We start from the raw sequence: 23,562 nt of genomic DNA on the forward strand, positions 1-23,562 counted from the left end.
AGACTGCATGCCAATCGCTGCGGCTCGAGCAGCGCTCAACGATTGGCTGCATGCGACATTTTTAACCCTGCAGTGCGTCCATCAGCACGTCCTGCACGATGCGGCCGCCTTCAGGTGTGGCCCAGCTGCCTGCCAGTTCGGCGATCAGCTGGTTGGTGCTGGTCAGTGTGACGCCGTTCTTCTCCATGCGACGCAGCGCCATGTCGTCGGCCAACTTGCTCGGCGAGCCACCGCCGTCCGCGACCACCTGCACGTCATAGCCTTGCGATACCAGGGTCAGCGCCGGATAGACCGTGCACACGTCATTGGTCACACCGGCGATGATGAACTTCCTGCGGCCGGTCGACTTCACCGCCGCAGCGAAGTTCTCGTCGTCCATGGCGTTGACGACGCCGGCGCGCTTGATGCGAGCGGCGAACTCGGCCGGAAAGATGTCCGCCAACTCGCTGAGCAGCGGCCCTTGGGCGTACTCACTGGCTTGGGCGTGATACTGCTGCCTGAGGAGGTGGCCGCCGAGGATGTGGTGGCCGGTCGCTTGCGACGGGTTCTACCAGGGTGGCAGGCCAACCCGACGCCCGTCTACGCACTCACCGAGACCCGTTTGCTACCGGCGAAGACGCAGCGCTTTCTCGAGTTCCTGCAGGAGCGTTTGGGGCAGCAAGCTCGCCCGACCTCGAAGCCGCGGGCCACCCGACGAGTGAATCTCAGCGCGCTTCAAAGCCCTCGCCCGGAGTAAGCGGCGCGTGGCGATACGTCGCCGGTGTGCGGGCGAGCTTGACGGGCGCGCCGATGCCGCGGTAGCCGCCGGCCATCTCCACCACCATGCCGCGGTGCGCTGTGTGTGGATGCGCCAGCGCCGCGTCGACCGGCAGCACCGGTGCGGCGGGCACGCCGGCGGCCATCAGCGTGTCGATCAGCGCGTTGCCGTCGAAGCCCTTCATCGCGGCTTCGAGCGTTGCCTTCAGCGCTTCGCGGTTCACGGAACGGGCACCGGCGGTGGCGTACAGCGGATCGTCCGCCAGCTCGGGCACGCCGATGCAGCGGCAGAAGGCCGCGAACTGTCCGTTGTTGCCGACCGCCACGAAGACCGGTTCGGTGCCGGTCGCCAGCGCGTCGTAGGGGTAGATGTTGGGGTGCGCATTGCCGGTGCGCTTCGGCGCCTTGCCGTCGACGAACCAGTTCGCCGCATGCGGGTGCAGCAGCGACAGGCCGCTGTCGTACAGCGCCGCCTCCACGAACTGCCCGCGTCCGCTGCGCTGGCGCTCCTGCAGCGCCAGCAGCACACCGATCACCGCATTGAGGCCCGTCACCATGTCGACCACCGGCAGGCCTACGCGCAGCGGCCCGCCGTCAGCCTCGCCGTTGATGCTCATGATGCCCGTCATCGCCTGCACCGCGGCGTCGTAGCCGGGTAGGGCGCCGAGCGGGCCGTCGGAGCCGAAGCCCGACACGCGGCACCACACAAGCCGCGGGAAGCGCTGCGCCAGAGTCTCGTAGCCGATGCCCCAGCGCTCCATCGTGCCGGTCTTGAAGTTCTCGATCAGTACGTCAGCCTCGGCCACCAGCGCGAGCAGCGCCTCGCGCCCGTCGGCGCTGCCGAGGTCGAGGTGCATCGTGCGCTTGTTGCGGTTGAGCCCGTGGTAGTACGAAGCCACGCCGTCCTTGAAGGGCGGGCCCCAGGTGCGTGTGTCGTCGCCTTGCGGCGGCTCGACCTTGAGCACGTCGGCCCCGTGGTCGCCGAGGATCTGACCGCAGTAGGGGCCGCCGAGGATGCGGGAGATGTCCAGCACGCGGATGCCGGCCAGCGCGCCGGTGGAGGAAGGCGATGCGTTCATGGCGGTGTCAGTCGAGTTGCGCGCCGGACTGCTTCACCACGCCGGCCCACTTGCTCATCTGCGCCTGGATGAACTTGCCCAGTTGCTGCGGTGTGTGGGCGGGCGCCGGCTCCAGGCCCTGCGAGGCGAAGAGCTGTTTCACCTTGGGCGTGTCGAGCACCTCGACGAAGGCCTGGTTGAGCTTGGCGATGCGCTCGGGCGGTGTGCCGGCCGGTGCGACGATGCCGAAGAAGACGCTCACGTCGTATCCGGGCACGCCCTGCTCGACGACGGTCGGCACATCCGGCAGCGCCTGCGAACGCTCGGCCGTCGTGACGCCCAGCGCGCGCAGCTTGCCGGCCTTGACATAGGGCAGGGCGGTGAGCACGTCGGTGAAGCTCATGCTCACCTGGCCGCCCAGCAGGTCGTTCAACGCAGGCCCGGTGCCCTTGTACGGGATGTGTTGCAGGTCGACGCCGGCCGAGGCGTTGAAGAGCACGCCGGCCAGGTGCGACGACGCGCCGTTGCCCGACGAGGCGTAGCTCAGCTTGCCGGGGTTGGCCTTGGCGTAGGCGATCAGTTCCTTCACGTTCTTCGCCGGCACGGCGGGGTTCACCACCAGGATATTCGGCAGATGGCCGACCTGGATCACCGGTGCGAAGCTCTTCACCGGGTCGTAGCTCACCTTGCGGTAGAGACTGGCGTTGATAGCCAACGGTCCCGAGGTGCCGAACAGCAGCGTCTGGCCGTCGGGCGTGGCGCGCGCGACGTAGTCGGCGCCGATGTTGCCGCCGGCGCCGGCGCGGTTCTCCACGATCATGGGTTGGCCGAGGCGGTCCTTCATCTCTGCAGCAAGCGTGCGCGCCATCGCGTCGGTCGGGCCGCCCGGCGGAAACGGGATCACGAGCGTGACGGGCTTGTCGGGAAAGGTGTCGGCCTGTGCCGCAGGCAGCAAGGGCAGGGCCGCGGCGCTGGCGAGCACGAGTGTGGCGAGAAGTCGCATGGGTTTGTCTCCGTCGTTGTGTGGGTGAGAAGGGGTCAGGCCGTGAGGGCCTCCGGGGAATCGGCGGTCCAGTCGCGCGGCACCGCCAATGCAGCAAGCGGGTCACGCGGCAACACGCGGTGCAGCAGTACGAGCTGCGCCCATTCGATACGCTGCGCCGAGCCGCCACGCGCGCCCTCCCAGGCCATCGCGATGGCGCTGGCCACGTGGTAGAGCGCCGACGCGGCCTGCCGCGCGAGGCGGTCGCCGCCGTCTGCGGCCGCGAGCAACGCCAGCGCTACGGCGCGCGCGAGAGCATCGCGCAGCGCGGCGGCAAAGGCAGGCGCGAGCGGCGCGTCGTCGACCAGCGCCTCGAAGTGCGCCTGCAGCACCGGCAGCGAGCCTTCGCGTTTCACCGCGCGGATCACATCGAGCGCGACGATATTGCTGGTGCCTTCCCAGATGGAGCCGAGGTGCGCGTCGCGCAGCAGGCGCGGGTCGCTCCATTCCTCGATGTAGCCACAGCCGCCGCGCACTTCCATCGCGTCACCGGTCACCTTGCGCGCATCGCGGCAGGCACGGAACTTGATGAGCGGCGTGAGGATGCGCAGCAGCGGGTAGGCGGCGGTCTCGCCGTCGTCGGACCGTGCCAGCGCCTGGGCGGTCTGGAACACCATGCTGCGCGCCTGCTCGGCGGGGAGCCGCAGCTTCTGCAGTTGGCGCTGCATCAGTGGCATGTCTTCCAGCCGCTTGCCGAAAGCGCGGCGCTCGTGCGCGATGTACTCGGCCTCGGCCACCGCGCGGCGCATGAGGCCGGCGGCGCGCACGCCGTTCGACAGGCGCGAGTTGTTCACCATGTCGGCCATCTGCACGAAGCCACGGCCCTGCTCGCCCACCAGGTAGGCCAGGGCGCCTTCGAGCCGGATCTCGCCGCTGGCCATCGAGCGCGTCCCCAGCTTGTCCTTGAGCCGCAGGATGCGGTAGCGGTTGGCGCTGCCGTCGTCGAGCTGGCGCGGCAGCAGGAACAGCGACACGCCTTTCATGCCCGGCGGGCCGCCGTCGACGCGCGCCAGCACCATCGCGAAGTCGGCGTCGGGGTTGGAGCAGAACCACTTGTCACCGCCCAGGCGCCACTGGCCCTGCTCGTCCTGCCAGGCGCGGGTCTCGGTGGCGGCGATGTCGGAGCCGGCAGCCTGCTCGGTCATGAACATCGCGCCCTGCGCCAGCGTGTCGAAGTCGAGCGATCGCAAGCGCGGCATGAAACGCTCGACCAGCTCGGGGCTGCCGAACTTCTTCAGGGTGCGCGCCAGCGAATCGGTCATCGACACCGGGCAGCACAGGCCGAACTCGGCCTGCACGAAGAGATAGGTCAGCACGTACTTGACCAGCGGCGGCATGCGGCCCTTCCATCCCAGCGTGTCCTCGCGGTGCGACATCGCGGCGAGGCCGAACTCGCTCAGCGCGAGCCGTTCCATCTCGACGTACGCCGGGTGCTTGTGGACCCGCGGGTCGTCGACGCCGGTGCGGGTGCGCAGCGTCAACGTGGGCGGGTTCTGGTCTGCGGTGTGCGCGAGCTCGTCGAGCCGGCCACCAGCCAGGGCCCCAAGGCGCTCGAAGTGCGGCTGCATGTGCGCCAGCAGGTCGGCCGGCAGGTAGAGCGCCAGCAACCTGTGCAGTTCGGTGTCGTCGGCGTAGAGGCTCCGGCCGTGGCGGTCGGGTACGGGATGGACGGCAGTGCCGTCGGCGGTCGCAGCGTGGCTGGGCATGGCTTGTCTCCTTGTTCCCCGAATTCTTGGTGCGGCGACGATTCTTGTCTAATATCAGATTGGTCTTGATCAATCTGATATGACTATTGTTGAAAGGGCCTCGCCATGGAGCTTCGCCACCTGCGCTACTTCATCGTCCTGGCCGAAGAACTGCACTTCGGCCGGGCCGCACGGCGGCTGGCGATCTCGCAGCCGCCGCTGAGCGTGGCCATTCGCCAGCTGGAGGAATCGGTCGGCGCGCAGCTCTTCGAGCGCAACAGCAAGGCGGTGCGCCTCACCGCCGCGGGCCAGACGCTGCAGGCCTCGGCGCGCGCGCTGCTGCGCGATGCGGACGAGGCGCGAATGGAGGCGCGGCACGTGGCGCAAGGATCCGCGGGGCGGCTGCGCATCGGCTTCGTCGGCGCCATGCTCTACCGCGGGCTGCCGCAGGCGCTGACGCGCTTCCAGGCGGCGCATCCGGCGGTGCGCGTGACGCTGGCCGAGCTCAACTCCGGCGAACAGATGGCCGAGCTTCTGCACGACCGCTTGGACGTCGGCTTCGTCCACACACGCCGCGTGCCGGCCGAACTGCAGTACCGGCTGCTGGTGTCCGAGCCCTTCGTCGCCTGCCTGCCGGCCCAGCACCGGCTGGCGAAGAAGCGCAAGGTCGCGCTCGCCGGTCTGCGCGACGAGTCCTTCGTTCTGTTCTCGCGCAGCGCATCGCCCGACTACCACGAGCGCATCCTGTCGATCTGCGCCGACGCCGGCTTCTGGCCCGAGGTGCGCCAGGAGGTGCGCCATTGGCTGGCCGTGGTGTCGCTGGTGTCGCAGGGCATGGGCGTGGCGCTGGTGCCCGACGCGATGCGCCATTGCGCGCTGCCGGGGGCGGTGTTTCGTCCGCTGGAGGGCGCGAGCACGTCGTCGGAGGCCTACGGCGTATGGCTCGCGTCGCCGCAGAACGTGCTGGTGCCGCGGCTGCTCGATGAAGTGGCGCGGAGCTTGGGTCCGCGTCGCCAATCGGGGGCGTCGCCCCCGGGCGGCCTTTGAATCACCTAGTGGACTTGCTTGGGCAGGTTCAGGCTCTGGAGCAGCGGGACCCAGCGATCGTGCTCCGTGCGCACGAACTTCGCCAGTTCCTCGGGCGTGCCGCCGCGCGGCTCCATGCCAATGGCGCGGGCCTTGGTGATGAACTCCGGGTCGGCGATCACCTGGTTGACGGCCTTGTTCAGACGGTCGATCACGTCTTTCGGCGTGCCGGACGGCACCGAGAGCGAGTACCACAGCGTGGCGTCGAAGTCGTAGCCCATCTCCTTGAACGTCGGCGCCTCGGGAACCTGCGGCAGCCTGCGGCTGTCCATCACGCCCAACACGCGGAGCTTGCCGCTGCGGATATGCGGCAAGGAGCCGGTGATGGACGTCCCATGGATGTCGATCTGGCCGCCGAGCAGGGCCTGCACGGCGGGGGCATCGCCGTTGAAGGGGATATGGGTTGTACTGATGCCGACGGCCTTCTCGAAGCTCATGGGAGCAAGGTTGGTCAGGATCGCCGCGCCCGGGGAGCCGCGGTTGATCTTGCCGGGGTTGGCCTTGGCGTACGCGACCATCTCCTTGATGTTGGTGTACGGCAGGTCGGCCCGGCCGACGATGATCGCCGGTTGGTAGGCGATCTGCGTGACCGGCGCGAAGTCCTTGTTGGGATCGTAGGGCAGCTTCTCGTAGAGGACGGTGTTGTTCGCCAGGGTTCCCAGCGACGACACCAGCACGGTGAGCCCGTCCGGGCGCGACCTCGCCACGTAGTCTGCGGCGACGATTCCGCTGGCGCCGGGCTTGTTTTCCACGATGACCTGGGTCCCGCGCTTCGTCAGTTCGGCTGCAAGGATGCGGACGTACTGGTCGGTGCCGCCACCGGCGGCGAAGGGAACGACGATCTTGGTGGCCGTCTGCGCCTGGGCCGAACCCAGCGCCACGACCAGTCCGGACAGCAGTCCCGAGATGAATTTCCGATAGCTCACTTTGTCTCCTTTTGTCCCCTCGGAGGGGCAGGTAAATCCTGGACTCAGTCTATGGTCGGGTACAGCGCGCGGACGTGCAGGGAATGAAAAGCTGCTTTGTATGTCGTGCACGCGGGGCAGGCCTGCGCGGCCTATCCTGCGTCCATCCGTTGGTTCATTTCATCGAATGACATCCACAGTTCCGGCGACGCCGTCATCCATCCAGGCCCGGTGGGCCATGCAGGCCGCGCTGCCGGCCGTGATCGCTGGTTATCCGCTGCTGGAGGCGCTGCAGACCTGCCGGCGACAGGCGATGTCCGGCAAGCCGGGCCATGGTCGGGCGCCGTTCAACACGATCGCGCACAGCACGCGGCAGTGGACCCACAGCGACCGCGACTTCAACACGCCGACCGTCGACCTGCTTTACAGCAACGCCTGGCTGGACCTTCGCCATGGGCCCGTGGTGCTGGAGATCCCGGCGCGCAGCCGCTTCTTCGTCGTGGAGCTCCTGGATGTCTACACCAACAACTTCCAGAACCTCGGCACGCGCAACGTGCCCGCCGAGGGCGCTCGTTATGCACTCCTGGGCCCGGACGCGCCGGAGTCGCTCGCAGCGGCAGGCACGATCGCCGTTCGTTGTCCTTCCGCATTGGTGTGGCTGCTCGGCCGCGTGATCGTGGACGGCGAGGCGGACCTGCCTGCGGCGCGTGCGATGCAAGCCGGGTTCCGGCTGCACGGCGCGTCCGCGCCGGCGCCGTTCGCGAGCCTGGCACAGTGGCAGGACACGGGAGATGCGGCGCTCGACTTCTTTTCCAACCTGGCGCGGGCGTTCAATGACTTTCCGCCGCCGCCGTCGCAGCGCGCGCCTCTCGAGTTGCTCACTGCCGCGAACATCGCGCTGCCACCCGATGGCGTGCTCACCGAGTTGCGCGGCGCCGCGATCGAGGGCTTGCGCGGGGCGTATCGCGAAGGCATGGCGCTGATCGAAGGCCACACCCACACCGCATCCAAGGCGCCGTGGCGCTTCTCCACGCGCCTGGGCCGCTTCGGCAACGACTACATGCTGCGCGCAGCCACCGCCTGGAAAGGCATCGGCGCGCTGGCCGCGGACGAGGCGATCTACGCGCCGGCCGATTACGACCGGCACGGCGAGCTGCTGCACGGGCGCAATGCATACCGCATCCGGTTCGAGGACGGCGGCGACCTGCCGGTGGATGCGTTCTGGTCCATCACGGTGTATGGCGACGACCGCTTCCTGGCCGCTCATCCGTTCGGCCGGCATGCGCTCGGCAGCCGCAGCGGCCTGGAGCGGGACACGGACGGCGCACTGACGATCCACGTGGGCCACCGGCGGCCTGCCACGCCCGGGTCGAACTGGTTGCCAGCGCCGGACGCCCCCTTCTACCTGATCCTGCGGATGTACCACCCGCAGCAGCGCCTGCTGGAGGGGCGCTACAAGCTGCCGCCAGTGGAGCGGGTGGACTGATCGGCCTTCACGACGCCGGCCTCGCGCAGTGCCGCGATCTCGGCGTCGCTCAATCCCGCCTCCCGCAGCAATTCCTCGGTGTGCGCGCCGTGGGCCGGTGCGGCCTGGGTCTGGAGGCGCGGCGTGTCGCACAGGTCATAGGGCAGGCCGAAGCTGCGATAGCCGGGGCGATCCCCGTTCGGCGCAGCCTCGATGACCATGCTGCTGGCCCGGAAGTCTTCGCCCGCAAGGGCATCGCTGTAGCTGCGCACGACACCCACCACGATGTTGTTGCGCGTGAGCAGGTCGACGCACTCGCGCGTGCCGTAGCGAGAAAGCCGTTCGCTCACGGCCTCCTTCATGGCCGGCCGGTTCGCGACGCGGAGCTCGTTGGTGAGGAAGCGCGGGTCCGTCGCCAGCGCGGGGGAGCCGATGGTTTCGCACAGGCGCACCCAGTGCGCCTGCACGTAGGCGGAGACCACGACCATGCCGTCGTGCGTGCGAAAGATGTCTGCCGCCGGAGCACTCAGCGGCTGGCCGTCGCCGCTGCGGGTGGGCTCGACGCCGCGCGCCAGGTAGTCGCTCCAGTTCGGCAGCTGCAGGTTCAGCGCCACTTCCAGCAGCGAGATGCGGATGGTTTCGCCGATGCCGGTGCGCACGCGCCGGAAGAGCGCAGCCAGGATCGCCTGCGCCGCCACCTGCACGGTGGCCGTGTCGATGATGGTGGCGCCCACCTTCTGCGGCAGGCCCTGCGGCTCGCCGGTCACCGACATCAGGCCGCTCTCCGCCTGCGCCGCGATGTCGTAGCCGGGCCGGTCGCGCGAGGGCGCGCCCGCGGGGAAGCCGCTGATCGAGACGTAGACCAGCCCCGGCTGTATCTCGCGCAATGCATCGGCCCCCAATCCGAGTGCCTCGGCGGCGCCCGGCCGCAGGTTCTGCACGACCACGTCGGCACGCTCGATCAGGCGCAGCGCGATCTCCACCCCGCGCGGATTGCGCAGGTCCAGGGCGATCGACTTCTTGCTGCGGTTGTAGGCGCGCAGCATGGCGTGGCCGAAGTGGCCCGTGTGGCGCGCCATGTCGCCTTCCAGCGATTCGATCTTGACCACCTTCGCGCCGAGGTCGCCCAGCGTCATCGCGGTGCCGGGGCCCGCAATGTAGTTGCCGAGTTCGATGACGCGAATGCCCTGCAGGGGCGGGGGAGGAGCGGCTCGTTCGTTCATCCGGGCGACTCTAGGAGCCGAGTGGGACCACGGGAACGCAGGAACTGCAAAGCTGCTTTGCAGGGCGCGCCGCCGGCTGTGCCGGATCGTCGCCAAACTTCGACCCCATGATGACCGTGGAGATTCGAAGGGTCGGCGAGACGAAGGACCTGCTGGGCGAAAGCCCGTGCTGGGATGCGCGCGCGCATGCCGTCTGCTGGATCGACTCGCTGGCGGGAACGCTACGGCGGCTGTGGCCTGCCACCGGCGAGGCCGAGCAACACGGCCTGCCCGCGCCGGTCGGCTCGATTGCGCCTTGCGAGAGCGGTTCGGTGGTCGCGGCGCTGAAGAACAGCTTCGCCCGCTACGACTTCGCCACGCGCAAGCTGGAGATCCTGGCGCGCATCGACATCGATCACCCGGACGTGCGCCTCAATGACGGCAAATGCGACCCCTGGGGCAACTTCATCGCCGGCACCATGCACATCAACCGCCAGCCGGGCGACGCTGTCCTCGGCGGCCTGTACCGGCTGCGGCCCGACCGCTGCGTGGAGCGCATTGCGGGCGGGTTCGGGTTGACCAACGGCCCCTGCTTCAGCCTCGACGGCCGCACGCTCTACGTGGCCGACAGCACGGTCCGCACGATCTGGGCCTATGACTACGCGCCGGAAGGTCCGTTGTCCAACCAGCGCGTCTTCGCGCAGACCGAGGGTTACGGATCCGGCCCCGACGGCGCGACCGTGGACGCTCAGGGCTTCGTCTGGACCGTGCTGACGCGGATCGGGAAGATGGCCCGCTTCGCCCCCGACGGACGGCTCGACCGGATGGTGGAACTGCCGGCAACGCATCCGACCAGCCTGTGCTTCGGCGGCCCGCAGTTCGAAGTTGCCTATGTCACGTCGATCTCCAGGAGCACGCATCTCGCGGGACTCCTGCCGCAGGACGGCGGCCTGTTCGAGCTGAGCGGGATGCCCGCCGCCGGGATGCCGGCGCACCGCTTCGCGGACTGAAACCGGCCTCAGGCCGCGTCGCCTTCGCGCAGCGCCTCGGCGATGAAGTCGACGAAGGCGCGCACTTTCAGCGGCAGCGCGCGGCTCTGGCGGAACACTGCATAGATGCCGTTGGAGAACCCGCGCACCGCGAACCGGTAATCGGGAAGGAGCCGCAACAGCGAGCCGTCCTGGATGCAGCTGCGCACCGTGGGCTCCGATAGCAGCGCGATCCCCATGCCGCCGATGGCGGCCAGCCGCAGCAGTTCGCCGTTGTTCGAGCTCAACACGCCCTGGATCACCAGCTCCTGCTGTTCTCCCTGTTCGTCGATGTATTTCCAGGTGGTGGCCTCGTGCTCGCGACGGTAGGTGAGGCAGCGAACCTCCGGCAGGTCGCGCGGGTGGCGGATGCGCTTGTGCACCTTCATGAAGGATGGGCTGGCCACCAGCACTTCGTCACTGCTGAGCAGCCGCTTGATCACGAAGCTCGAATCGGTCGACTCGCCGGTGCGGATGTCGATGTCGAAGTCGTGCTCCACCAGGTTCACAGGGTGTTCGGAGAGTTCGAACTCCAGCTGGATGTCCGGATGGCGCTGGGCGAAGCGCGGCAGCAGCGGCGCGATCACGCGCAGGCCGATCTGCGTGCGCGAGTGGATGCGCAGACGGCCCTCGGGCAGCAGTTTCGAGCTGCGCGCGGCTTCCTCCGCCTCCGCCATCGCCTCCAGCACCACCTCCGCGCGCCCGAGGAAGGCCTGTCCCGCCTCGGTGACCTTGAGCTTGCGGCTGGTGCGGTCCACCAGTTGCACCCCCAGCTCTTCCTCCAGCGCGCTGATGCGGCGCGAGATGGTGGCGGGCGAAAGACTCAGGCTGCGCCCCGCGGCCGAGAGGCTTCCCTTCCGCAGGGTCGTCACGAAGATCCGCAGCGAATCGAGGGCCTTCATTTCAGAAAACGCAAAGAAGGTGTGCGCGGCGTGGTGCGCGGCGCAGGCACTCCGTTCCTAAGATCGCTCCACGCAACCAAGCCAACCAGGAGCCTCGTCATGGATTTCGGAATCTTCATTCTGATGCAGCAGCGAAACAAGCACAAAACCTCTCACCAGATCCTGCGCGATGCCGTGGAGCAGACGCGGCTGGCGGACGAACTGGGCTTCGGCGGCGCCTGGTTCGCAGAACATCATTTCAGCAACTACGGCATGTGCTCGTCGCCGCTCACGATGATCGCGCACTGCGCCGCCGTCACCCGCAACATTCGCCTGGGCACCGGCATTGTCGTCGCACCGCTGTACACCCCAGCCCGCCTGATCGCCGACGTCGCGATGGTGGACCAGCTGTCCGACGGCCGCCTGAACCTGGGCATCGGCTCCGGCTACCAGCACTTCGAGTTCGAGCGCTTCGGCGTTTCGCTGGAGACCTCCAAGCAGCGCACGCTGGAGATGCTGGACATGCTGGAGCTGGGCCTGAAGGAGCCGAAGTTCGCCTACGACGGCCAGTTCTACCAGCAGCCCGAGAGCGCGATCAGCCAGCGCGCGGTGCAGCAGCCGATGCCGCCGTTGTGGGTGACCAGCGTGGACCCGACCTTCCTTGCCCGCGCCGTGCGTGGCGACCACCACGTGTTCGTCTCCGGCGGCGACGGCGGCGTGGAGAAGCTGCAGGCCACCCGCGCCCTGATCGACAAGGTGGCCCTGGGTGAAGGCAAGAACCCGGCCCAGGTGCCGGTCGGCGTGCTGCGCGCGGCCTACGCCAGCGAAAACAAGGCCGAAGTGGATCGCTACCTCGATTGCGCCCGCTACCAGCGCCGCGTGGCACTCAGCCTGAAGCGCCGCACGGCGCAGATCGCCGAGGACTACCAGGTGGCCGAGACGATGGTGGAAGGCGAGCCGACCCTGGACGAGATGCGTGCCCTGTTGCCCGTGGGCTCGGTGGACACGGTGATCGAGCGGGTGGTGCGCGAGATCCGCGCCATCAAGCCCGTGCACTACTGTTTCCAGACGCAGATGGGTGACTTCGACCACCCGACGATGCTGAAGCACCTGGAACTGTGGGCCAAGGTCATCATGCCCGCCGTGCAGCGCGAGATCGCCAACGACCCGCCGCACGTGGCCAAGCCGGCCACCGAGGCCGCCGCCGCCTGAGGCGCGCAGGCGTACGTCATGAGTAGCACGACCTTGCACCGCGATGCCATCGAACCGACGCTGTTTCGACAGTTGCTCGGCTGCTTTCCGACGGGGGTGGCGATCATCACGACACGTGCCGCCGACGGACGGCCCGCAGGCCTGACCTGCAATTCCTTCAGCTCGGTATCGCTGGAGCCGCCGCTGGTGCTGTTCAGTCTGCGCAAGGCAAGCAGCTTGCTGGGCGCGTTCGCTGAAGCCGATGCGTTCGCCATCAACATCCTGTCCGAGCGCCAGGATGCGCTGTCGAGTCGTTTTGCCTCGAGCAAGATCGCGGACAAGTTCGAGGGCGTGGCCTGGCGCTCGGGGCCTCTCGGAATGCCGATCATCGAAGACTGCCTGGCAAGCTTCGAGTGCAGCGTCCACGCCCGTCATGAGGCCGGCGACCACGACGTCTTCATCGGAGAAGTGAAGCACATGAGCGGAGGCCCCGCCGACCAGGCGCTGGTGTTCTACAAGGGCGCCTACATGATGCTGGCGGAGTCGCTTCGCACGCTGGTGATCCAGGGGCGGCTCGGCTCGGCCGATCTCGACGAAGCCTATCGCACGCTGTATGGGACGCTGTTGCGGCTGGCGTGCGAGCGAGCCACCGAAGGCGAGATCGATGCCATCGAGGCCGCCGTCGACGGCATCGAGCGGCATCAGGCCACGGACTCGCTCGCGCAACGCATCGAGTCGGCCAGTCGCTTCTTCTCTGCCATCGCGGCAGCCGGGCACAACGAAGCCCTCATGCTCATGGCGCAGACGATGACCACCATCCTGCGCGAGCGCTTGACGCACGTGGTCCCGGTGCGGCTGCGGCCGGACTTGTTTCCGCTTCGGCGCAAGGTCGTGCTCTGCCTTCGGCAGCGTGACGCGGACGGGGCCGCGGCCGCTCTGGACGAGCTGATCACGAAGCTGCGCACGGGCGGCGACGTGGCCGCCGAGCCCAGCCGCTCATAGAAAACAGGACAGGAGACAACATGTCGAACACCGAAATCGCCGATGGCGAGGCGGATGCCTACGCCGCGTTCCGCCGCGAGCTGGAGGACTTTGCCCGCCGCGCCTGCCCGCCGGAGATCCGCGCCGTCGTCGCAGCGGGCCAGAAGGTCACCAAGCGCGAGTACATGGGGTGGCAGAAGATCCTCCATGAGAAGGGCTGGGGCGCGCCCAGCTGGCCGCGCGAATACGGCGGCACCGGCTGGGACATCAAGCAGCGGCTGATCTTCGAGGAGGTGATGGCCGAGGCCGATTGCCCGCCGCTGTACCACCACGGTCTGGGCCACATCGGCCCCGTCATCATCCGCTTCGGCACCGAGGAGCAGAAGGCGCGCTTCCTGCCGCGCATCCTGGACGGCTCCGACTGGTGGTGCCAGGGCTACTCGGAGCCGGGCTCGGGCTCGGACCTCGCCTCGCTCAGCACCAGCGCGCGGCTGGACGGCACCGACTACGTGATCAACGGCCAGAAGATCTGGACCTCGCACGCGCACGAAGCCAACATGATCTACATGCTGGTGCGCACCTCGAAGGAGGCGAAGAAGCAGGACGGCATCTCGCTGATCCTGGTGCCGATGGACAGCAAGGGCATCACGGTGCGCCCGATCCGCACCATCGACGGCTGGCACCATCTGAACGAGGTGTTCTTCGACGAGGTGCGTGTGCCCGCCGCCAACCTGATCGGCGAGGCCGGCAAGGGCTGGACCTGCGCCAAGTACCTGCTGGAACGCGAGCGCCTGCCGCCCGCCAACGTCGCGCGGCTGGAGTTGGTGCGAAGGCAAGTCACGCGCGTGGTGGAAGAGGCTGCGAAGGCCGCCGTCGGGCGCCGTGATTTCAGCAACCTGCGCTACCGGCTGTTGCTCGCCGAAGCCGATGTCAAGGGTGCGCGCGTCATCCTGGCCCATGCGACGGACGACCTGAAGCACCAGCGTCCGCTCGGCGTGCAGCCTTCGGTGATCAAGCTGATGTGCAGCGACGTCGCCCAGCGCCTGACCTCCATCGCGCTCGATGCGGTCGGGCCGGAGGCGGCCCACCGCTTCCTCGCCCATGACGGCGAGGGCGTGCCCGGCGCCACCTGGGTGCAGAACTACATGTTCACGAGGGCGAGAACGATTGCCGGCGGCACCTCCGAAGTGCAGCGCAACGTCGTCGCCAACGAATTGCTGGGAGCCTGAAAAGTGTCCATGTCATTCACGCCATTGTTTCCCGGCATGCTGCTCGATGCGGCCGACCGCTTCGCGCAGGACCACGCCGCGACACAGGACTTCGCCGAGACCGACCCGATCCGGGAAATGGGCTGGGCCTGTACGGTCGTGCCCGAAGAGTCCGGCGGCGTCGGCGGCACGCTGGCCGACCTTGCCTCCATCGTCGAAGGCCTCGCTACGCACGGGCTGCACTTGCCGGTGGTGGAGACCTGTGCCGTCGCGCCCATCCTGCTGCAGGCCGCGGCGCCCGAAGCTTCTGCGCGCTGGCTGGAAGCCGTGTGCGAGGGCAGCGCGAAGATCGCGCCGCTGACCGCGCTGTCCGCATCGCTGGACGACATCGCGGTGCAGGCGAAGCAGCTGGACATCGGCTGCGAGCTGACCGGCGTGGTCCAGGGCGTCGATGTGTCGCTGGCCGCCACGCACTATCTCGTGCCCGCTGTGCTGCAGGGGACGGGCGAGGCGGCGATCTTCCTGGTCGACAAGGAGCGCATCCCCGCGCCCACGACAACTTACCGGACGATGGAGGGGCGGCGCGGCGCCGACTTCCGGCTGGAGCACCTGAGGGAGCCGGCGCTGGCCTGCATCGCGCGCGGCGCCGAGGCTCAGCGCGCGCTGGTCCAGGCCGACAACGCGGCCCTCCTGCTGACGGCGACGGACACCGTGGCCGCGCTGGCCACGCTGATCCAGCAGACCGTGAACCACCTGAAGGAGCGGCGCCAGTTCGGCGTGACGCTGTCGTCCTTCCAGGTGCTCAGGCACCGCACGGCCGACATGTACGTGCGCTACCTCGGCGCCAAGGGCCTGCTGATGCACGCCTTCCAGGAATACGACAGCGACGCGGCTGACCTGCGTCGCACCCTGCGCCTGATGAAGGTGGCGCTGGCGGAAACCGCCCGCACCTGCGCTGAAAGCGCCATCCAGATGCATGGCGGCATGGGCGTGAGCGAGGAGGTCCTGGCCACGCGCCTCGCCCAGCGCCTGCTCGCCTCCGAATTCCGCTACGGCGACCGCCTCACGCATGCGGCGCGGCTGCTCGCGCCGCAACCAACCTTTCCAGGAGTTCACCATGAACGTCAGCCTTGAAGTTTCCGAGCACATCGCCGTCGTGCGGCTGAACAAGCCGCCGGTCAACGCACTGGACCGCGCGACGCGGCAGCGCCTGATCGATGTGTTCGACGAGGTCTCCGAACGCGCCGACATCCGCGTGGCCATCCTCACCGGCACGGGCAAGTATTTCTGCTCCGGCGCCGACCTGAAGGATCGGCCGGACCCGGAGAAGGCCGGCGACTTCCTCGGCCATAACCGCCTGACGCGGGAGACCGGCAACGCGATCCGCGAGTGTGCCAAGCCGGTGATCGCCGCCGTCAATGGTCCGGCCTTGGGCGCCGGCTTCGGCCTGATGGCCGCCTGCGACATCTTCCTGGCCTCCGAGGACGCGAGCTTCGCGATGCCGGAGATCAACGTGGGGCTGGCCGGTGGGGTGTCGATGCTGCGAACCATGTTCGGCCGCTCCTTCACGCGTCGCATGTTCTTCACCGGCATGCGCGTGCCCGCCGCCGAGTTGTACCGCCGGGGCGTGCTGGACGAAGTGCTGCCGCCGGACGAGCTGCTGCCCGCGGCCCTGCGCCTCGCGCAGGAGATGGCATCCAAGAGCCCGCTTGCGCTGGCCTACGCCAAGCAGGCCGCCAACATGATGGATTTGATGCCGCAGCGCGACGGCTACCGCTTCGAGCAGAACATCACCATGGCGCTGTCCAAGACCGAGGACGCCAAGGAAGCGCGCCAGGCCTTCCTGGAAAAGCGCCAACCTGTCTACAAGGGGCGCTGAGCCATGGCCGTCGTTGCAGTCGCGGAGGTCGTGGAAGTCGTGGAAGTGGGAAGGGGTCTGGACGCGCTGTTCCAGCCGCGTTCGATCGCGATCTTCGGCGCGTCGGAGGACGTGACCAAGATCGGCGGGCGGCCGCTGCAGTTCCTCCTGAAGTACGGCTACCGCGGCGCGATCTATCCGATCAACCGCAAGGGCGGCACGGTGCAGTCGCTTCAGGCCTATGCGAGCGTGGCGGACCTGCCGGAGGCACCGGAGTTGGCCGTGATGGCGGTTCCCCCCGAGAGCGTGCTGGAGGCGATCAAGGACTGCGCGAGGAGCGGAGTGCGCGCGGCGGTCATCCTCTCCTCCGGCTTCTCCGAGATGGGTGAAGCGGGCAGCCGGCTGCAGACCGAGATCGGCAAGGTGGCCAGGTCGTCAGGCATGCGCGTGGTCGGCCCGAACTGCCTGGGCTCCATTGGTGTCGCGGAAAAGAGCATCGCCACTTTTTCGGTGGCGCTCGAGTCGGCGTTCCCCGCCGCGGGCCACGTCGGCATCGTGTCGCAGAGCGGCAACCTCGGCAGCTACACGATGCGGCTCGCTGTCGATCGCGGCATCGGCATCAGCCGCCTGCTCACCACAGGCAACGAATGCGACGTGGAAATCGCCGACGGCATCGCCTCGCTGGCCACCGACCCGGCCACCTCGGTGATCCTGTGCTGCATGGAAACCTGCCGCGACGCGGGCAAGCTGGTGCGGGCGCTGGCGATGGCGCGCGAGGCCGGCAAGCCGATCATCGTGCTGAAGGTCGGCGTGTCCCACGCCGGCAGCGAAGCGGCTGCCTCGCACACCGGCGCGCTGGCCGGTTCGGACGCGGTGTTCGACGTGGTGCTGCGCAACGGCGGCGCCATCCGGGTGCCGAGCATCGAACAGTTGCTGGACGTTGGCCACGCCGTCTCGGTGGTTGGCACCGCCCGCGCGCCGAAGGGCAAGCGCGCCGCGCTGGTGACGGCCTCCGGCGGCTTCGGAGTGCTGATGGCCGATGCGGCCAGCGCCCAGGGCCTGGATCTGCCGAAGCTTTCCGCGCGCGCGCAGGAGCGCATCCTCTCGGCGCTGCCGTACGCATCGCCCGGCAATCCGGTCGACATGACCGCGCAGGTGTCGAGCCGGCCGGAGTTGCTGGTCCAGGTGCTGTCCGCGGTGGCGGAAGACCCCATGTGCGATGCGGTGATCCTGCAGTCCGCCTATGCCTTCCAGATGCCGCGGCTGCGCGACGTGTATATCGCCGCGCTGGAGCAGGTGCGGCTAGACCATCCGTCGCGGCTCATCCTGCTGTGCTGCAAAGCGCCGCGCGACACGATCGCGCAACTGAACCGGATGGGCTTCCCCACGGTGGAAACCATCGACGCGGCCTGCTCGACCCTGGCGGCGCTGGTGCGGCTCGGTACGCGGGGCGAACAGGCCGCGACGGCAGCGACCTTGTCTTCGACCGATGCGCTGCCGCAAGAAGCATTCGCCAACGAGGCGAGCGCCAAGGCGGCGCTCGCGCAGGCGGGCGTTCCCGTGCTGAAGGAAGTCACGGCAGCCAGCCGGGATGCGGCGCTGACGGCGGCGCGCGAAATCGGATTTCCGGTTGTGCTCAAGATCGTCTCGCCCGACATTCCGCACAAGACCGAGGTCGGCGGCGTCGTGGTCGGCGTGCGCTCGGAGGCGCAACTCGCGACCGAGTACGACAGCCTGCTGGCGCGCGTCGCGCAGAAGGCGCCAGAAGCCCGGATCGCCGGCGTGCTGGTGGCGCAGATGGCGCAGGGCGGCATCGAACTGATCCTCGGGACCAAGAAGGACCCGGTCTTCGGGCCGGTCGTGATGGTGGGCCTGGGCGGAATCTTTGCCGAGGTGCTGCGTGACGTGGCTCTGCAGATCGCGCCCGTGACCGAACAGCAGGCGACGCAGATGCTGCGCTCGCTCAGGGCCTTCCCCTTGCTCGACGGCGCGCGCGGCCGGGCAAAGGCGGACGTGGCGGCGGCGGCGCGCGCCGTCGCGGCGCTCTCGCAATTCGCTGCGCAGCACGCCGATGTCGTCGCGGAGATCGACATCAATCCATTGGTGGTGATGGACCAGGGGCAGGGCGCGTTCGCGCTCGATGCGCTGCTGGTGCCGGAAACGAAAGGCAATCCATGAATCCCTCTCTCGAAGGCCGCGTGGCATTTATCAGCGGCGCCGGCCACGGCATCGGCCGGGCCACCGCGCTGACCATGGCCCGGCTCGGCGCCACCGTCGGCGTCAACGACCTCAAGCAGGAATTCGTCGAAGAAACCGTTGCCGAGATTCATCGGCTGGGCGGCAAGGCGATGCCCCTGGCGCAGGATGTCTCCACCCGCGACGGCATGCGCGAAGCCGTGCTGCGCTTCGCGCGTGACGCAGGGCGGCTCGACGTGATGGTCAACAACGCCGCCTGGGTGCGCTACCAGCCGCTGGCGGAGATCACGCCCGAGGTGATGGACCGCATGGTCGACATCGGCTTCAAGTCGGTGATCTGGGGCATCCAGGCCGCCGCCGAGGCGATGGACCCGGAGCGCGGCGGCTCCATCATCAATGTGGCGTCCATCGCTGCCTTCAAGTCGCCGGCCCGGTCGGTGGTGTACAGCGGCCTCAAGGCCGGCGTGCTCGGGATCACCCGGGCCGCGGCCGCCGACCTGGGCGCGCGCGGCATCCGCGTCAATGCGGTCGCGCCGGGTGCGGTGCCGACCGAAGGCACGGCGAAGCACCGCAACGCGGAACTCGATGCGAAGCGCATCGCGCGCACGCCGCTCGGCCGGCTCGGCACGGTGGAAGACATCGCCGACGCGATCTGCTTCCTGGCCGGCGACGGCTCCCGGTTCATCAGCGCGGATGTGCTGCGCCTCGACGGCGGCGCGTCGGAGACTTCGCTGTGAGCGCGACGGACAGCGCTCCCAAACGGCTGCAGAACGTGTACGTGGTGGCGCAGCGGCCGGTCGAACTGCATTCCTTCTACGAATCCGCGCTGGGGCTCAAGCTCAAGTTCCGGGACAAGGACCGCTGGTTCCAGTACGGCGTGGGCAACACCAGTGTGGCCGTGGCGTGCAAGGAAGAAGCGGCGCCGGCGAGGTCCGGGCTCGTGATGGTGTTCGAGGTGGAGGACTTCGCCGGGGCCGAGGAACGCATCGCCGGCGCGGGCGGCCAGGTGCTCGGCATCCGTGACATGGGGGCGCACGGTGCGGTGATGTCGCTGCGCGACCCCGAAGGCAACGTCGTGCAGCTGTTCAAGCGCGCGGCCACCCCGGCGCAATGAGCTCCGCTGCGCAGCTGCAGGCCCTGCTCGATCGCGAGGCGATCCGGGAGTGCCTCAATCGCTACTGCCGCGGCATCGACCGTGCCGACGAGGCGGCGCTGCGATCCGCCTACTGGGAGGACGCCACGGATTGCCACGGCGCCTGGAACGGCAGCGCCACGGGTTTCATCGATCAGGCCTTGCAACGCCTGCGCCTGGGCGGCCGGCGCGTGCACCAGGTGGGCAATGTCTCCATCGAGCTGCATGATGGTGTCGCTGCGGTGGAGAGCTATTTCCTTGCGCTGCAGGCTCCTGCCGGGAACTCCAAGCAGACCTTCTTGTGCGGACGCTACGTCGACCGCTTCGAACGCCGGCACGGCGAGTGGCGGATCGCCGCCAGGACGGTCGTGTACGACTGGATCGAGGAGCGCGAGCGCCCGGAGCTCGCGCTTGCCGATGAGGCCCTGTTCGGTGTGCGACAGCCGGTGGGTTGCGCAGCGCCCGGGGATTCGGTGTACGCGCTGCTGCGGGAAGTCCGCGTCGGATAGACACGTGATCCGTAACCCGGAAAAATTCTCGACCCTGCTCGCCGAAGTTCGGCAGTTCGTCCGCGCCGAGTGCCTGCCCCTCGAGGAGGAGGTCGACCGCAACGACGAGATCCCCGAGGCGCTGGTGCAGCGCATGCGCGAGATCGGGCTGTTCGGCCACAGCATCCCCGAGGCCTATGGCGGCGCCGGCCTGAGCACGGAGGAGTTGTCGCTGGTGAACATCGAGGTCTCGCAGGTGGCGACCACGTTCCGGGCGCGCTTCGGCGGCAACACCGGCATCGCGTCGGAGTCCATCGTGGTCGACGGGACGCCCGGGCAGAAGAAGACCTACCTGCCGCGGCTCGCCAGCGGCGAGATGACCGGCTGCTTCGCGTTGACCGAGCCGGAAGCCGGCTCCGACGCGACGGCACAGAAGACGGTCGCGGTGCGCGACGGCGACAGCTTCCTGATCACCGGGAAGAAATGCTTCATCACCAACGCACCGATCGCCAACCTGTTCACCGTCTTCGCCAGGACGGATCCGGACGCGAAAGGCGCCAAGGGCATCACCGCATTTCTCGTCGAGCGGGGCACACCGGGCTTGTCGACTTCGGCGCCCTATCGCAAGCTGGGCCAGCATGGCTCCCCGGTGGGCGAGGTCGTGCTGGACCGGGTCAGGGTTGCAGCCTCCGCCATCGTCGGCGGCATCGAAGGGCAGGGCTTCCGCACCGCCATGAAGACGCTGAACAAGCAGCGCATCAACCTGGCCGCCCTGTGCACCGGCCCCGCGATCCGGCTCGTCGAGGAAATGGCGAAGCACGCGCAATCACGCCGCCAGTTCGGGCAGCCGATCGGCGAGTTCCAGCTGGTGCAGCAGATGATCGCCGAGAGCAACATGGAGGTGCATGCGGCGCGTGCACTGGTGCTCGAGACCGCACGCAAGCGGGACGACGGCGCCGACGTCACGATGGAAGCGTCCATGTGCAAACTGTTCGCCTCCGAGATGTGCGGCCGTGTCGCAGATCGGGCCGTGCAGGTTTTCGGCGGCAGCGGCTACATGGCCGGCAATGTGGCTGAGCGCTTCTACCGCGATGTGCGCCTGTTCCGGCTCTACGAGGGAACGAGTCAGATCCACCTCGTCAACATTGCCAAACGAACCATCGCACTGGCCGCACAGGACGCGGTTGGGTCATGAACTACCAGGTCGGGCCTGAAAGGGAGCTTCGTCGCCGCTGCTACCGCAGCGTGTGACACATTGTTCCAGTCCTGGGACATCAGCGGCGCGCACCACGAGCCAAGGCGCGGTGTGGCCCTGTGGGCGCGCCGGCGGAACGGCCCTTGCTTTGACAAGCAGGTCCAACCTTCGTTTCGTCGCACGACACCGCCCATGACCCCACCCGACACCGCCCTTGCTTCCAGGCCCCACCTGAGCGTGCGCACGGTGTGCGTGGACGCGCCCGGGCGGCTGCATCTGGGCTTTCTCGATCCCGCCGGCTCGCTGGGGCGCGCGTTCGGCAGCCTTGGGCTGGTGATCGATGGCTTCACGACCGAGGTCGAGCTGGCAGGGGCGGCCTCGGACCGCATGACGGGGGATACGCCGGCCGCGCAAGCGGAACTCGATCGCGCCGGCGCCTTCCTGCAGTTGCTGCGCCAGCGCAGCGGCCGCCATGCGCCGCTGTCCCTGCGGCTGCGGCAGGTGTTGCCGCCTCACGCGGGCTTCGGCTCCGGCACACAGCTCGCGTGCGCCATCGGTCGGGCCTTCGCGCACTGGCATGGCCTGGATCTGAACACCGCCACGCTGGCGCAATGGCTCGGCCGCGGCCTGCGATCGGGCGTCGGGATCGCGGGCTTCGACGCCGGAGGCTTGCTCGTCGATGGCGGCCCCGGCACGGACGGCCTGCCCGCGCCGCTGCTGTCGCGCGTTGCCTTCCCCGAGGCGTGGCGCATCGTCGTGGCCCAGGACCCCTCGCATCGGGGCCTGTCGGGCAGCGCGGAAAAGAAGGCCATTGCCACCTTGCCGCCCTTGCCGCAGGCCAGCGCCGCCGACATCTGCCACCAGGTCCTGATGCGCATCCTGCCGGGGGCGGCGAGCGCGGAATTCGCGCCGTTCGCCGCAGGCATCCGCCGGATGCAGCAGCTGCTCGGCGAGCACTTCGCGCCGGCGCAGGGCGGTGCCTTCACGAGCCCGGCGGTCAGCCGGCTGATGCAGTGGATCGCCGAGGCGAGCCGCGATGCGAAGGCCGGGCCGTCGGCCGCGATCGGTCAAAGCTCGTGGGGTCCCACGGGTTTCGCCATCCTGCCTTCGCAAGCGCGCGCCGAAGCGCTGGTCGAAGCCGCGCAGGCAGCCGGTCAGGTCGACGCCCATCTGAAGCTGCGCATCGTGTCCGGCCGCAACCACGCGGCGATGGTGTGCGAAGTCAGCTCGGACCCGCGCATCGATTGAACACGCCGCAGACAACCATCCACACCGAAAGCTCCCATGGAACGTCCCCGCATCCTCCACATGTTCACGCCCGGCCGCCAGATGAGTCCCTTCGACATCAACATGGCGGCGGATGCGGGTTATCAGATCATCGTGCCCTACTGCGAGGTGGACCTCGATCGCATCACTGCACTGACGCAGGACACCATCTTTTCGCGCGGGCCGAAGGGCGTCGCACGCACCGGCATCTTCATCGGCGGACGCGATGCGCAGCTGGCCGCCGACATGCTCGAGCGCGCGAGGACCTCGATGGTCAAGCCCTTCGTCGTCTCGCTGATGGCCGATCCGAGCGGCGCCTACACCACCGCCGCGGCCATGGTGGCCTGTGTCGAGGTCGCCTTGAAGCGCCACCAGCCCCAAGGTCTGGAAGGCCAGCGCGTGGTGATTCTGGGCGGCACGGGCCCGGTAGGCCGCGTGGCCGGCGTGATCGCCGCGCAGGCCGGCGCCGAGGTCTTTCTGTCCAGCCGCAACGGTATCGACGCGGCTGAGGAAGCCGCTCAGGAAACCGGGCGGCGCTTCGGCGTGACCTTGCACGGCCTGTCCGGCGGCGACCCGGCCGCGGTGCGCAGGTCCATCGCCGAGGCCGATGTGCTGCTGGCCTGCGCGGCGGCCGGCGTTCAGGTGGTATCGAACGAGGCGCTCGGCGTCGCCACCCGGCTCAAGGTCGCGGCCGACGTGAATGCCGTGCCGCCCGAAGGCATCGCCGGCGTCGGTGTGATGGACGACGCCAAGCCATTGGCCGGCACGCAGGCCGTCGGCATCGGCGCGCTGGCGGTGGGCAACGTCAAGTACCAGACGCAGCATCGTTTGCTGGTGCAGATGTGCGAGGCCGAGAAGGCGCAGGTGCTGAGCTTTCCCGAGGCCTTCGCGGTTGCCCGCGCCTTCCTGGCCGAGCAGGCCGGCAAGACGGCGTGAGGC

The 23,562-nt window shown here is 68.6% G+C and carries 21 protein-coding genes and 2 pseudogenes; 16 read left to right on the forward strand and 7 right to left on the reverse strand.

The window, feature by feature from the left end; translation table 11 throughout:
* Positions 1 to 61: 61 nt before the first annotated feature.
* Positions 62 to 472 (reverse strand): annotated as a pseudogene (locus ACSQ9I_RS14660) (isochorismatase family protein); the annotation flags it as partial.
* Positions 473 to 478: 6 nt separating this feature from the next.
* On the opposite strand from ACSQ9I_RS14660, the pseudogene ACSQ9I_RS14665 reads away from it, so the two are divergent.
* Positions 479 to 736: pseudogene (locus ACSQ9I_RS14665) on the forward strand (LysR substrate-binding domain-containing protein); the annotation flags it as partial.
* Here the strand turns inward: ACSQ9I_RS14665 and ACSQ9I_RS14670 are convergent.
* Genes ACSQ9I_RS14670 through ACSQ9I_RS14680 form a run of 3 tightly spaced genes read right to left on the reverse strand, consistent with a single transcriptional unit; the run spans position 705 to position 4,562 of the window.
* The gene (locus ACSQ9I_RS14670) at positions 705 to 1,835 is read right to left on the reverse strand and encodes a CaiB/BaiF CoA transferase family protein (protein WP_436313594.1); all 1,131 of its coding nucleotides are present in this window, start codon (positions 1,833 to 1,835) and stop codon (positions 705 to 707) included. The pseudogene ACSQ9I_RS14665 and the gene ACSQ9I_RS14670 overlap by 32 nt on opposite strands.
* A gap of 7 nt (positions 1,836 to 1,842) precedes the next feature.
* Positions 1,843 to 2,817, reverse strand: coding sequence for a Bug family tripartite tricarboxylate transporter substrate binding protein (locus ACSQ9I_RS14675; protein WP_436313595.1), 975 nt, complete (start codon positions 2,815 to 2,817; stop codon positions 1,843 to 1,845).
* 35 nt (positions 2,818 to 2,852) lie between these two features.
* Entirely contained in the window at positions 2,853 to 4,562 is a 1,710-nt protein-coding gene (locus tag ACSQ9I_RS14680) for an acyl-CoA dehydrogenase family protein (protein WP_436313596.1), read from the reverse strand.
* A gap of 105 nt (positions 4,563 to 4,667) precedes the next feature.
* Between ACSQ9I_RS14680 and ACSQ9I_RS14685 the strand changes: the two genes are divergently transcribed.
* Positions 4,668 to 5,588: a LysR family transcriptional regulator gene (locus tag ACSQ9I_RS14685; RefSeq protein WP_436313597.1), complete on the forward strand. Its 921-nt coding sequence runs from the start codon at positions 4,668 to 4,670 to the stop codon at positions 5,586 to 5,588.
* 5 nt (positions 5,589 to 5,593) lie between these two features.
* Here the strand turns inward: ACSQ9I_RS14685 and ACSQ9I_RS14690 are convergent, their stop codons facing one another.
* Positions 5,594 to 6,553 (reverse strand): Bug family tripartite tricarboxylate transporter substrate binding protein, encoded by a 960-nt coding sequence (locus ACSQ9I_RS14690; protein WP_093111651.1) that lies wholly within the window; start codon positions 6,551 to 6,553, stop codon positions 5,594 to 5,596.
* Between the two features lie 166 nt (positions 6,554 to 6,719).
* On the opposite strand from ACSQ9I_RS14690, the gene ACSQ9I_RS14695 reads away from it, so the two are divergent.
* Positions 6,720 to 8,018, forward strand: coding sequence for a DUF1254 domain-containing protein (locus ACSQ9I_RS14695; RefSeq protein ID WP_436313598.1), 1,299 nt, complete (start codon positions 6,720 to 6,722; stop codon positions 8,016 to 8,018).
* Here the strand turns inward: ACSQ9I_RS14695 and ACSQ9I_RS14700 are convergent.
* A complete protein-coding gene (locus tag ACSQ9I_RS14700) occupies positions 7,985 to 9,220 on the reverse strand; it encodes a CaiB/BaiF CoA transferase family protein (RefSeq protein WP_436304012.1) in 1,236 nt (411 codons plus the stop codon). The two genes, ACSQ9I_RS14695 and ACSQ9I_RS14700, sit on opposite strands and share 34 nt — an antisense overlap.
* A gap of 110 nt (positions 9,221 to 9,330) precedes the next feature.
* Here ACSQ9I_RS14700 and ACSQ9I_RS14705 point away from each other — a divergent pair, with 110 nt between their 5' ends.
* A complete protein-coding gene (locus ACSQ9I_RS14705) occupies positions 9,331 to 10,209 on the forward strand; it encodes an SMP-30/gluconolactonase/LRE family protein (protein WP_436315756.1) in 879 nt (292 codons plus the stop codon).
* Positions 10,210 to 10,217: 8 nt separating this feature from the next.
* Here the strand turns inward: ACSQ9I_RS14705 and ACSQ9I_RS14710 are convergent, their stop codons facing one another.
* Entirely contained in the window at positions 10,218 to 11,129 is a 912-nt protein-coding gene (locus tag ACSQ9I_RS14710) for a LysR family transcriptional regulator (RefSeq protein WP_093111657.1), read from the reverse strand.
* A gap of 99 nt (positions 11,130 to 11,228) precedes the next feature.
* Between ACSQ9I_RS14710 and ACSQ9I_RS14715 the strand changes: the two genes are divergently transcribed.
* The 12 genes from ACSQ9I_RS14715 (at position 11,229) to ACSQ9I_RS14770 (ending at position 23,559) form a co-directional block, all read left to right on the forward strand.
* On the forward strand, positions 11,229 to 12,320 hold the full coding sequence (locus ACSQ9I_RS14715) for an LLM class flavin-dependent oxidoreductase (RefSeq protein WP_436313599.1): 1,092 nt from the start codon (positions 11,229 to 11,231) through the stop codon (positions 12,318 to 12,320).
* Positions 12,321 to 12,338: 18 nt separating this feature from the next.
* Positions 12,339 to 13,301: a flavin reductase gene (locus ACSQ9I_RS14720; protein ID WP_436290406.1), complete on the forward strand. Its 963-nt coding sequence runs from the start codon at positions 12,339 to 12,341 to the stop codon at positions 13,299 to 13,301.
* Positions 13,302 to 13,321: 20 nt separating this feature from the next.
* The gene (locus ACSQ9I_RS14725) at positions 13,322 to 14,509 is read left to right on the forward strand and encodes an acyl-CoA dehydrogenase family protein (RefSeq protein WP_436313600.1); all 1,188 of its coding nucleotides are present in this window, start codon (positions 13,322 to 13,324) and stop codon (positions 14,507 to 14,509) included.
* Positions 14,510 to 14,518: 9 nt separating this feature from the next.
* A complete protein-coding gene (locus ACSQ9I_RS14730; protein WP_436313601.1) occupies positions 14,519 to 15,622 on the forward strand; it encodes an acyl-CoA dehydrogenase family protein in 1,104 nt (367 codons plus the stop codon).
* On the forward strand, positions 15,606 to 16,367 hold the full coding sequence (locus ACSQ9I_RS14735) for an enoyl-CoA hydratase/isomerase family protein (protein ID WP_436304018.1): 762 nt from the start codon (positions 15,606 to 15,608) through the stop codon (positions 16,365 to 16,367). Before ACSQ9I_RS14730 ends, ACSQ9I_RS14735 begins: the two co-directional genes overlap by 17 nt.
* A gap of 3 nt (positions 16,368 to 16,370) precedes the next feature.
* Complete coding sequence (locus tag ACSQ9I_RS14740) at positions 16,371 to 18,524, forward strand: acetate--CoA ligase family protein (protein ID WP_436313602.1); 2,154 nt, start codon at positions 16,371 to 16,373, stop codon at positions 18,522 to 18,524.
* The gene (locus tag ACSQ9I_RS14745; RefSeq protein WP_093111671.1) at positions 18,521 to 19,279 is read left to right on the forward strand and encodes an SDR family NAD(P)-dependent oxidoreductase; all 759 of its coding nucleotides are present in this window, start codon (positions 18,521 to 18,523) and stop codon (positions 19,277 to 19,279) included. The genes ACSQ9I_RS14740 and ACSQ9I_RS14745 overlap by 4 nt, the downstream gene beginning before the upstream one ends.
* Positions 19,276 to 19,656 carry a VOC family protein gene (locus ACSQ9I_RS14750; protein WP_093111673.1) on the forward strand — a complete coding sequence of 127 codons (381 nt, stop codon included), beginning with the start codon at positions 19,276 to 19,278 and terminating at the stop codon, positions 19,654 to 19,656. The genes ACSQ9I_RS14745 and ACSQ9I_RS14750 overlap by 4 nt, the downstream gene beginning before the upstream one ends.
* Positions 19,653 to 20,183, forward strand: a complete 531-nt coding sequence (locus tag ACSQ9I_RS14755; protein ID WP_436313603.1) for a nuclear transport factor 2 family protein — start codon at positions 19,653 to 19,655, stop codon at positions 20,181 to 20,183. The genes ACSQ9I_RS14750 and ACSQ9I_RS14755 overlap by 4 nt, the downstream gene beginning before the upstream one ends.
* 4 nt (positions 20,184 to 20,187) lie before the next feature.
* Entirely contained in the window at positions 20,188 to 21,357 is a 1,170-nt protein-coding gene (locus tag ACSQ9I_RS14760; protein WP_436313604.1) for an acyl-CoA dehydrogenase family protein, read from the forward strand.
* 192 nt (positions 21,358 to 21,549) lie between these two features.
* Positions 21,550 to 22,605, forward strand: coding sequence for a beta-ribofuranosylaminobenzene 5'-phosphate synthase family protein (locus ACSQ9I_RS14765; protein WP_436313605.1), 1,056 nt, complete (start codon positions 21,550 to 21,552; stop codon positions 22,603 to 22,605).
* A gap of 36 nt (positions 22,606 to 22,641) precedes the next feature.
* Positions 22,642 to 23,559 carry an NAD(P)-dependent methylenetetrahydromethanopterin dehydrogenase gene (locus ACSQ9I_RS14770; RefSeq protein ID WP_436313606.1) on the forward strand — a complete coding sequence of 306 codons (918 nt, stop codon included), beginning with the start codon at positions 22,642 to 22,644 and terminating at the stop codon, positions 23,557 to 23,559.
* Positions 23,560 to 23,562: the final 3 nt, after the last annotated feature.

Origin of the sequence: Variovorax sp. LjRoot84 (assembly GCF_964254305.1) — a bacterium.
Lineage (GTDB): Bacteria > Pseudomonadota > Gammaproteobacteria > Burkholderiales > Burkholderiaceae_C > Variovorax.

Bases quoted from the DNA above. Each gene is read 5' to 3' on its own strand.
- ACSQ9I_RS14670 (WP_436313594.1), bottom strand. From the start codon at position 1,835: ATGAACGCATCGCCTTCCTCCACCGGCGCGCTGGCCGGCATCCGCGTG.
- ACSQ9I_RS14675 (WP_436313595.1), bottom strand. From the start codon at position 2,817: ATGCGACTTCTCGCCACACTCGTGCTCGCCAGCGCCGCGGCCCTGCCC.
- ACSQ9I_RS14680 (WP_436313596.1), bottom strand. From the start codon at position 4,562: ATGCCCAGCCACGCTGCGACCGCCGACGGCACTGCCGTCCATCCCGTA.
- ACSQ9I_RS14685 (WP_436313597.1), top strand. From the start codon at position 4,668: ATGGAGCTTCGCCACCTGCGCTACTTCATCGTCCTGGCCGAAGAACTG.
- ACSQ9I_RS14695 (WP_436313598.1), top strand. From the start codon at position 6,720: ATGACATCCACAGTTCCGGCGACGCCGTCATCCATCCAGGCCCGGTGG.
- ACSQ9I_RS14700 (WP_436304012.1), bottom strand. From the start codon at position 9,220: ATGAACGAACGAGCCGCTCCTCCCCCGCCCCTGCAGGGCATTCGCGTC.
- ACSQ9I_RS14705 (WP_436315756.1), top strand. From the start codon at position 9,331: ATGACCGTGGAGATTCGAAGGGTCGGCGAGACGAAGGACCTGCTGGGC.
- ACSQ9I_RS14710 (WP_093111657.1), bottom strand. From the start codon at position 11,129: ATGAAGGCCCTCGATTCGCTGCGGATCTTCGTGACGACCCTGCGGAAG.
- ACSQ9I_RS14715 (WP_436313599.1), top strand. From the start codon at position 11,229: ATGGATTTCGGAATCTTCATTCTGATGCAGCAGCGAAACAAGCACAAA.
- ACSQ9I_RS14720 (WP_436290406.1), top strand. From the start codon at position 12,339: ATGAGTAGCACGACCTTGCACCGCGATGCCATCGAACCGACGCTGTTT.
- ACSQ9I_RS14725 (WP_436313600.1), top strand. From the start codon at position 13,322: ATGTCGAACACCGAAATCGCCGATGGCGAGGCGGATGCCTACGCCGCG.
- ACSQ9I_RS14730 (WP_436313601.1), top strand. From the start codon at position 14,519: ATGTCATTCACGCCATTGTTTCCCGGCATGCTGCTCGATGCGGCCGAC.
- ACSQ9I_RS14735 (WP_436304018.1), top strand. From the start codon at position 15,606: ATGAACGTCAGCCTTGAAGTTTCCGAGCACATCGCCGTCGTGCGGCTG.
- ACSQ9I_RS14740 (WP_436313602.1), top strand. From the start codon at position 16,371: ATGGCCGTCGTTGCAGTCGCGGAGGTCGTGGAAGTCGTGGAAGTGGGA.
- ACSQ9I_RS14745 (WP_093111671.1), top strand. From the start codon at position 18,521: ATGAATCCCTCTCTCGAAGGCCGCGTGGCATTTATCAGCGGCGCCGGC.
- ACSQ9I_RS14755 (WP_436313603.1), top strand. From the start codon at position 19,653: ATGAGCTCCGCTGCGCAGCTGCAGGCCCTGCTCGATCGCGAGGCGATC.
- ACSQ9I_RS14765 (WP_436313605.1), top strand. From the start codon at position 21,550: ATGACCCCACCCGACACCGCCCTTGCTTCCAGGCCCCACCTGAGCGTG.
- ACSQ9I_RS14770 (WP_436313606.1), top strand. From the start codon at position 22,642: ATGGAACGTCCCCGCATCCTCCACATGTTCACGCCCGGCCGCCAGATG.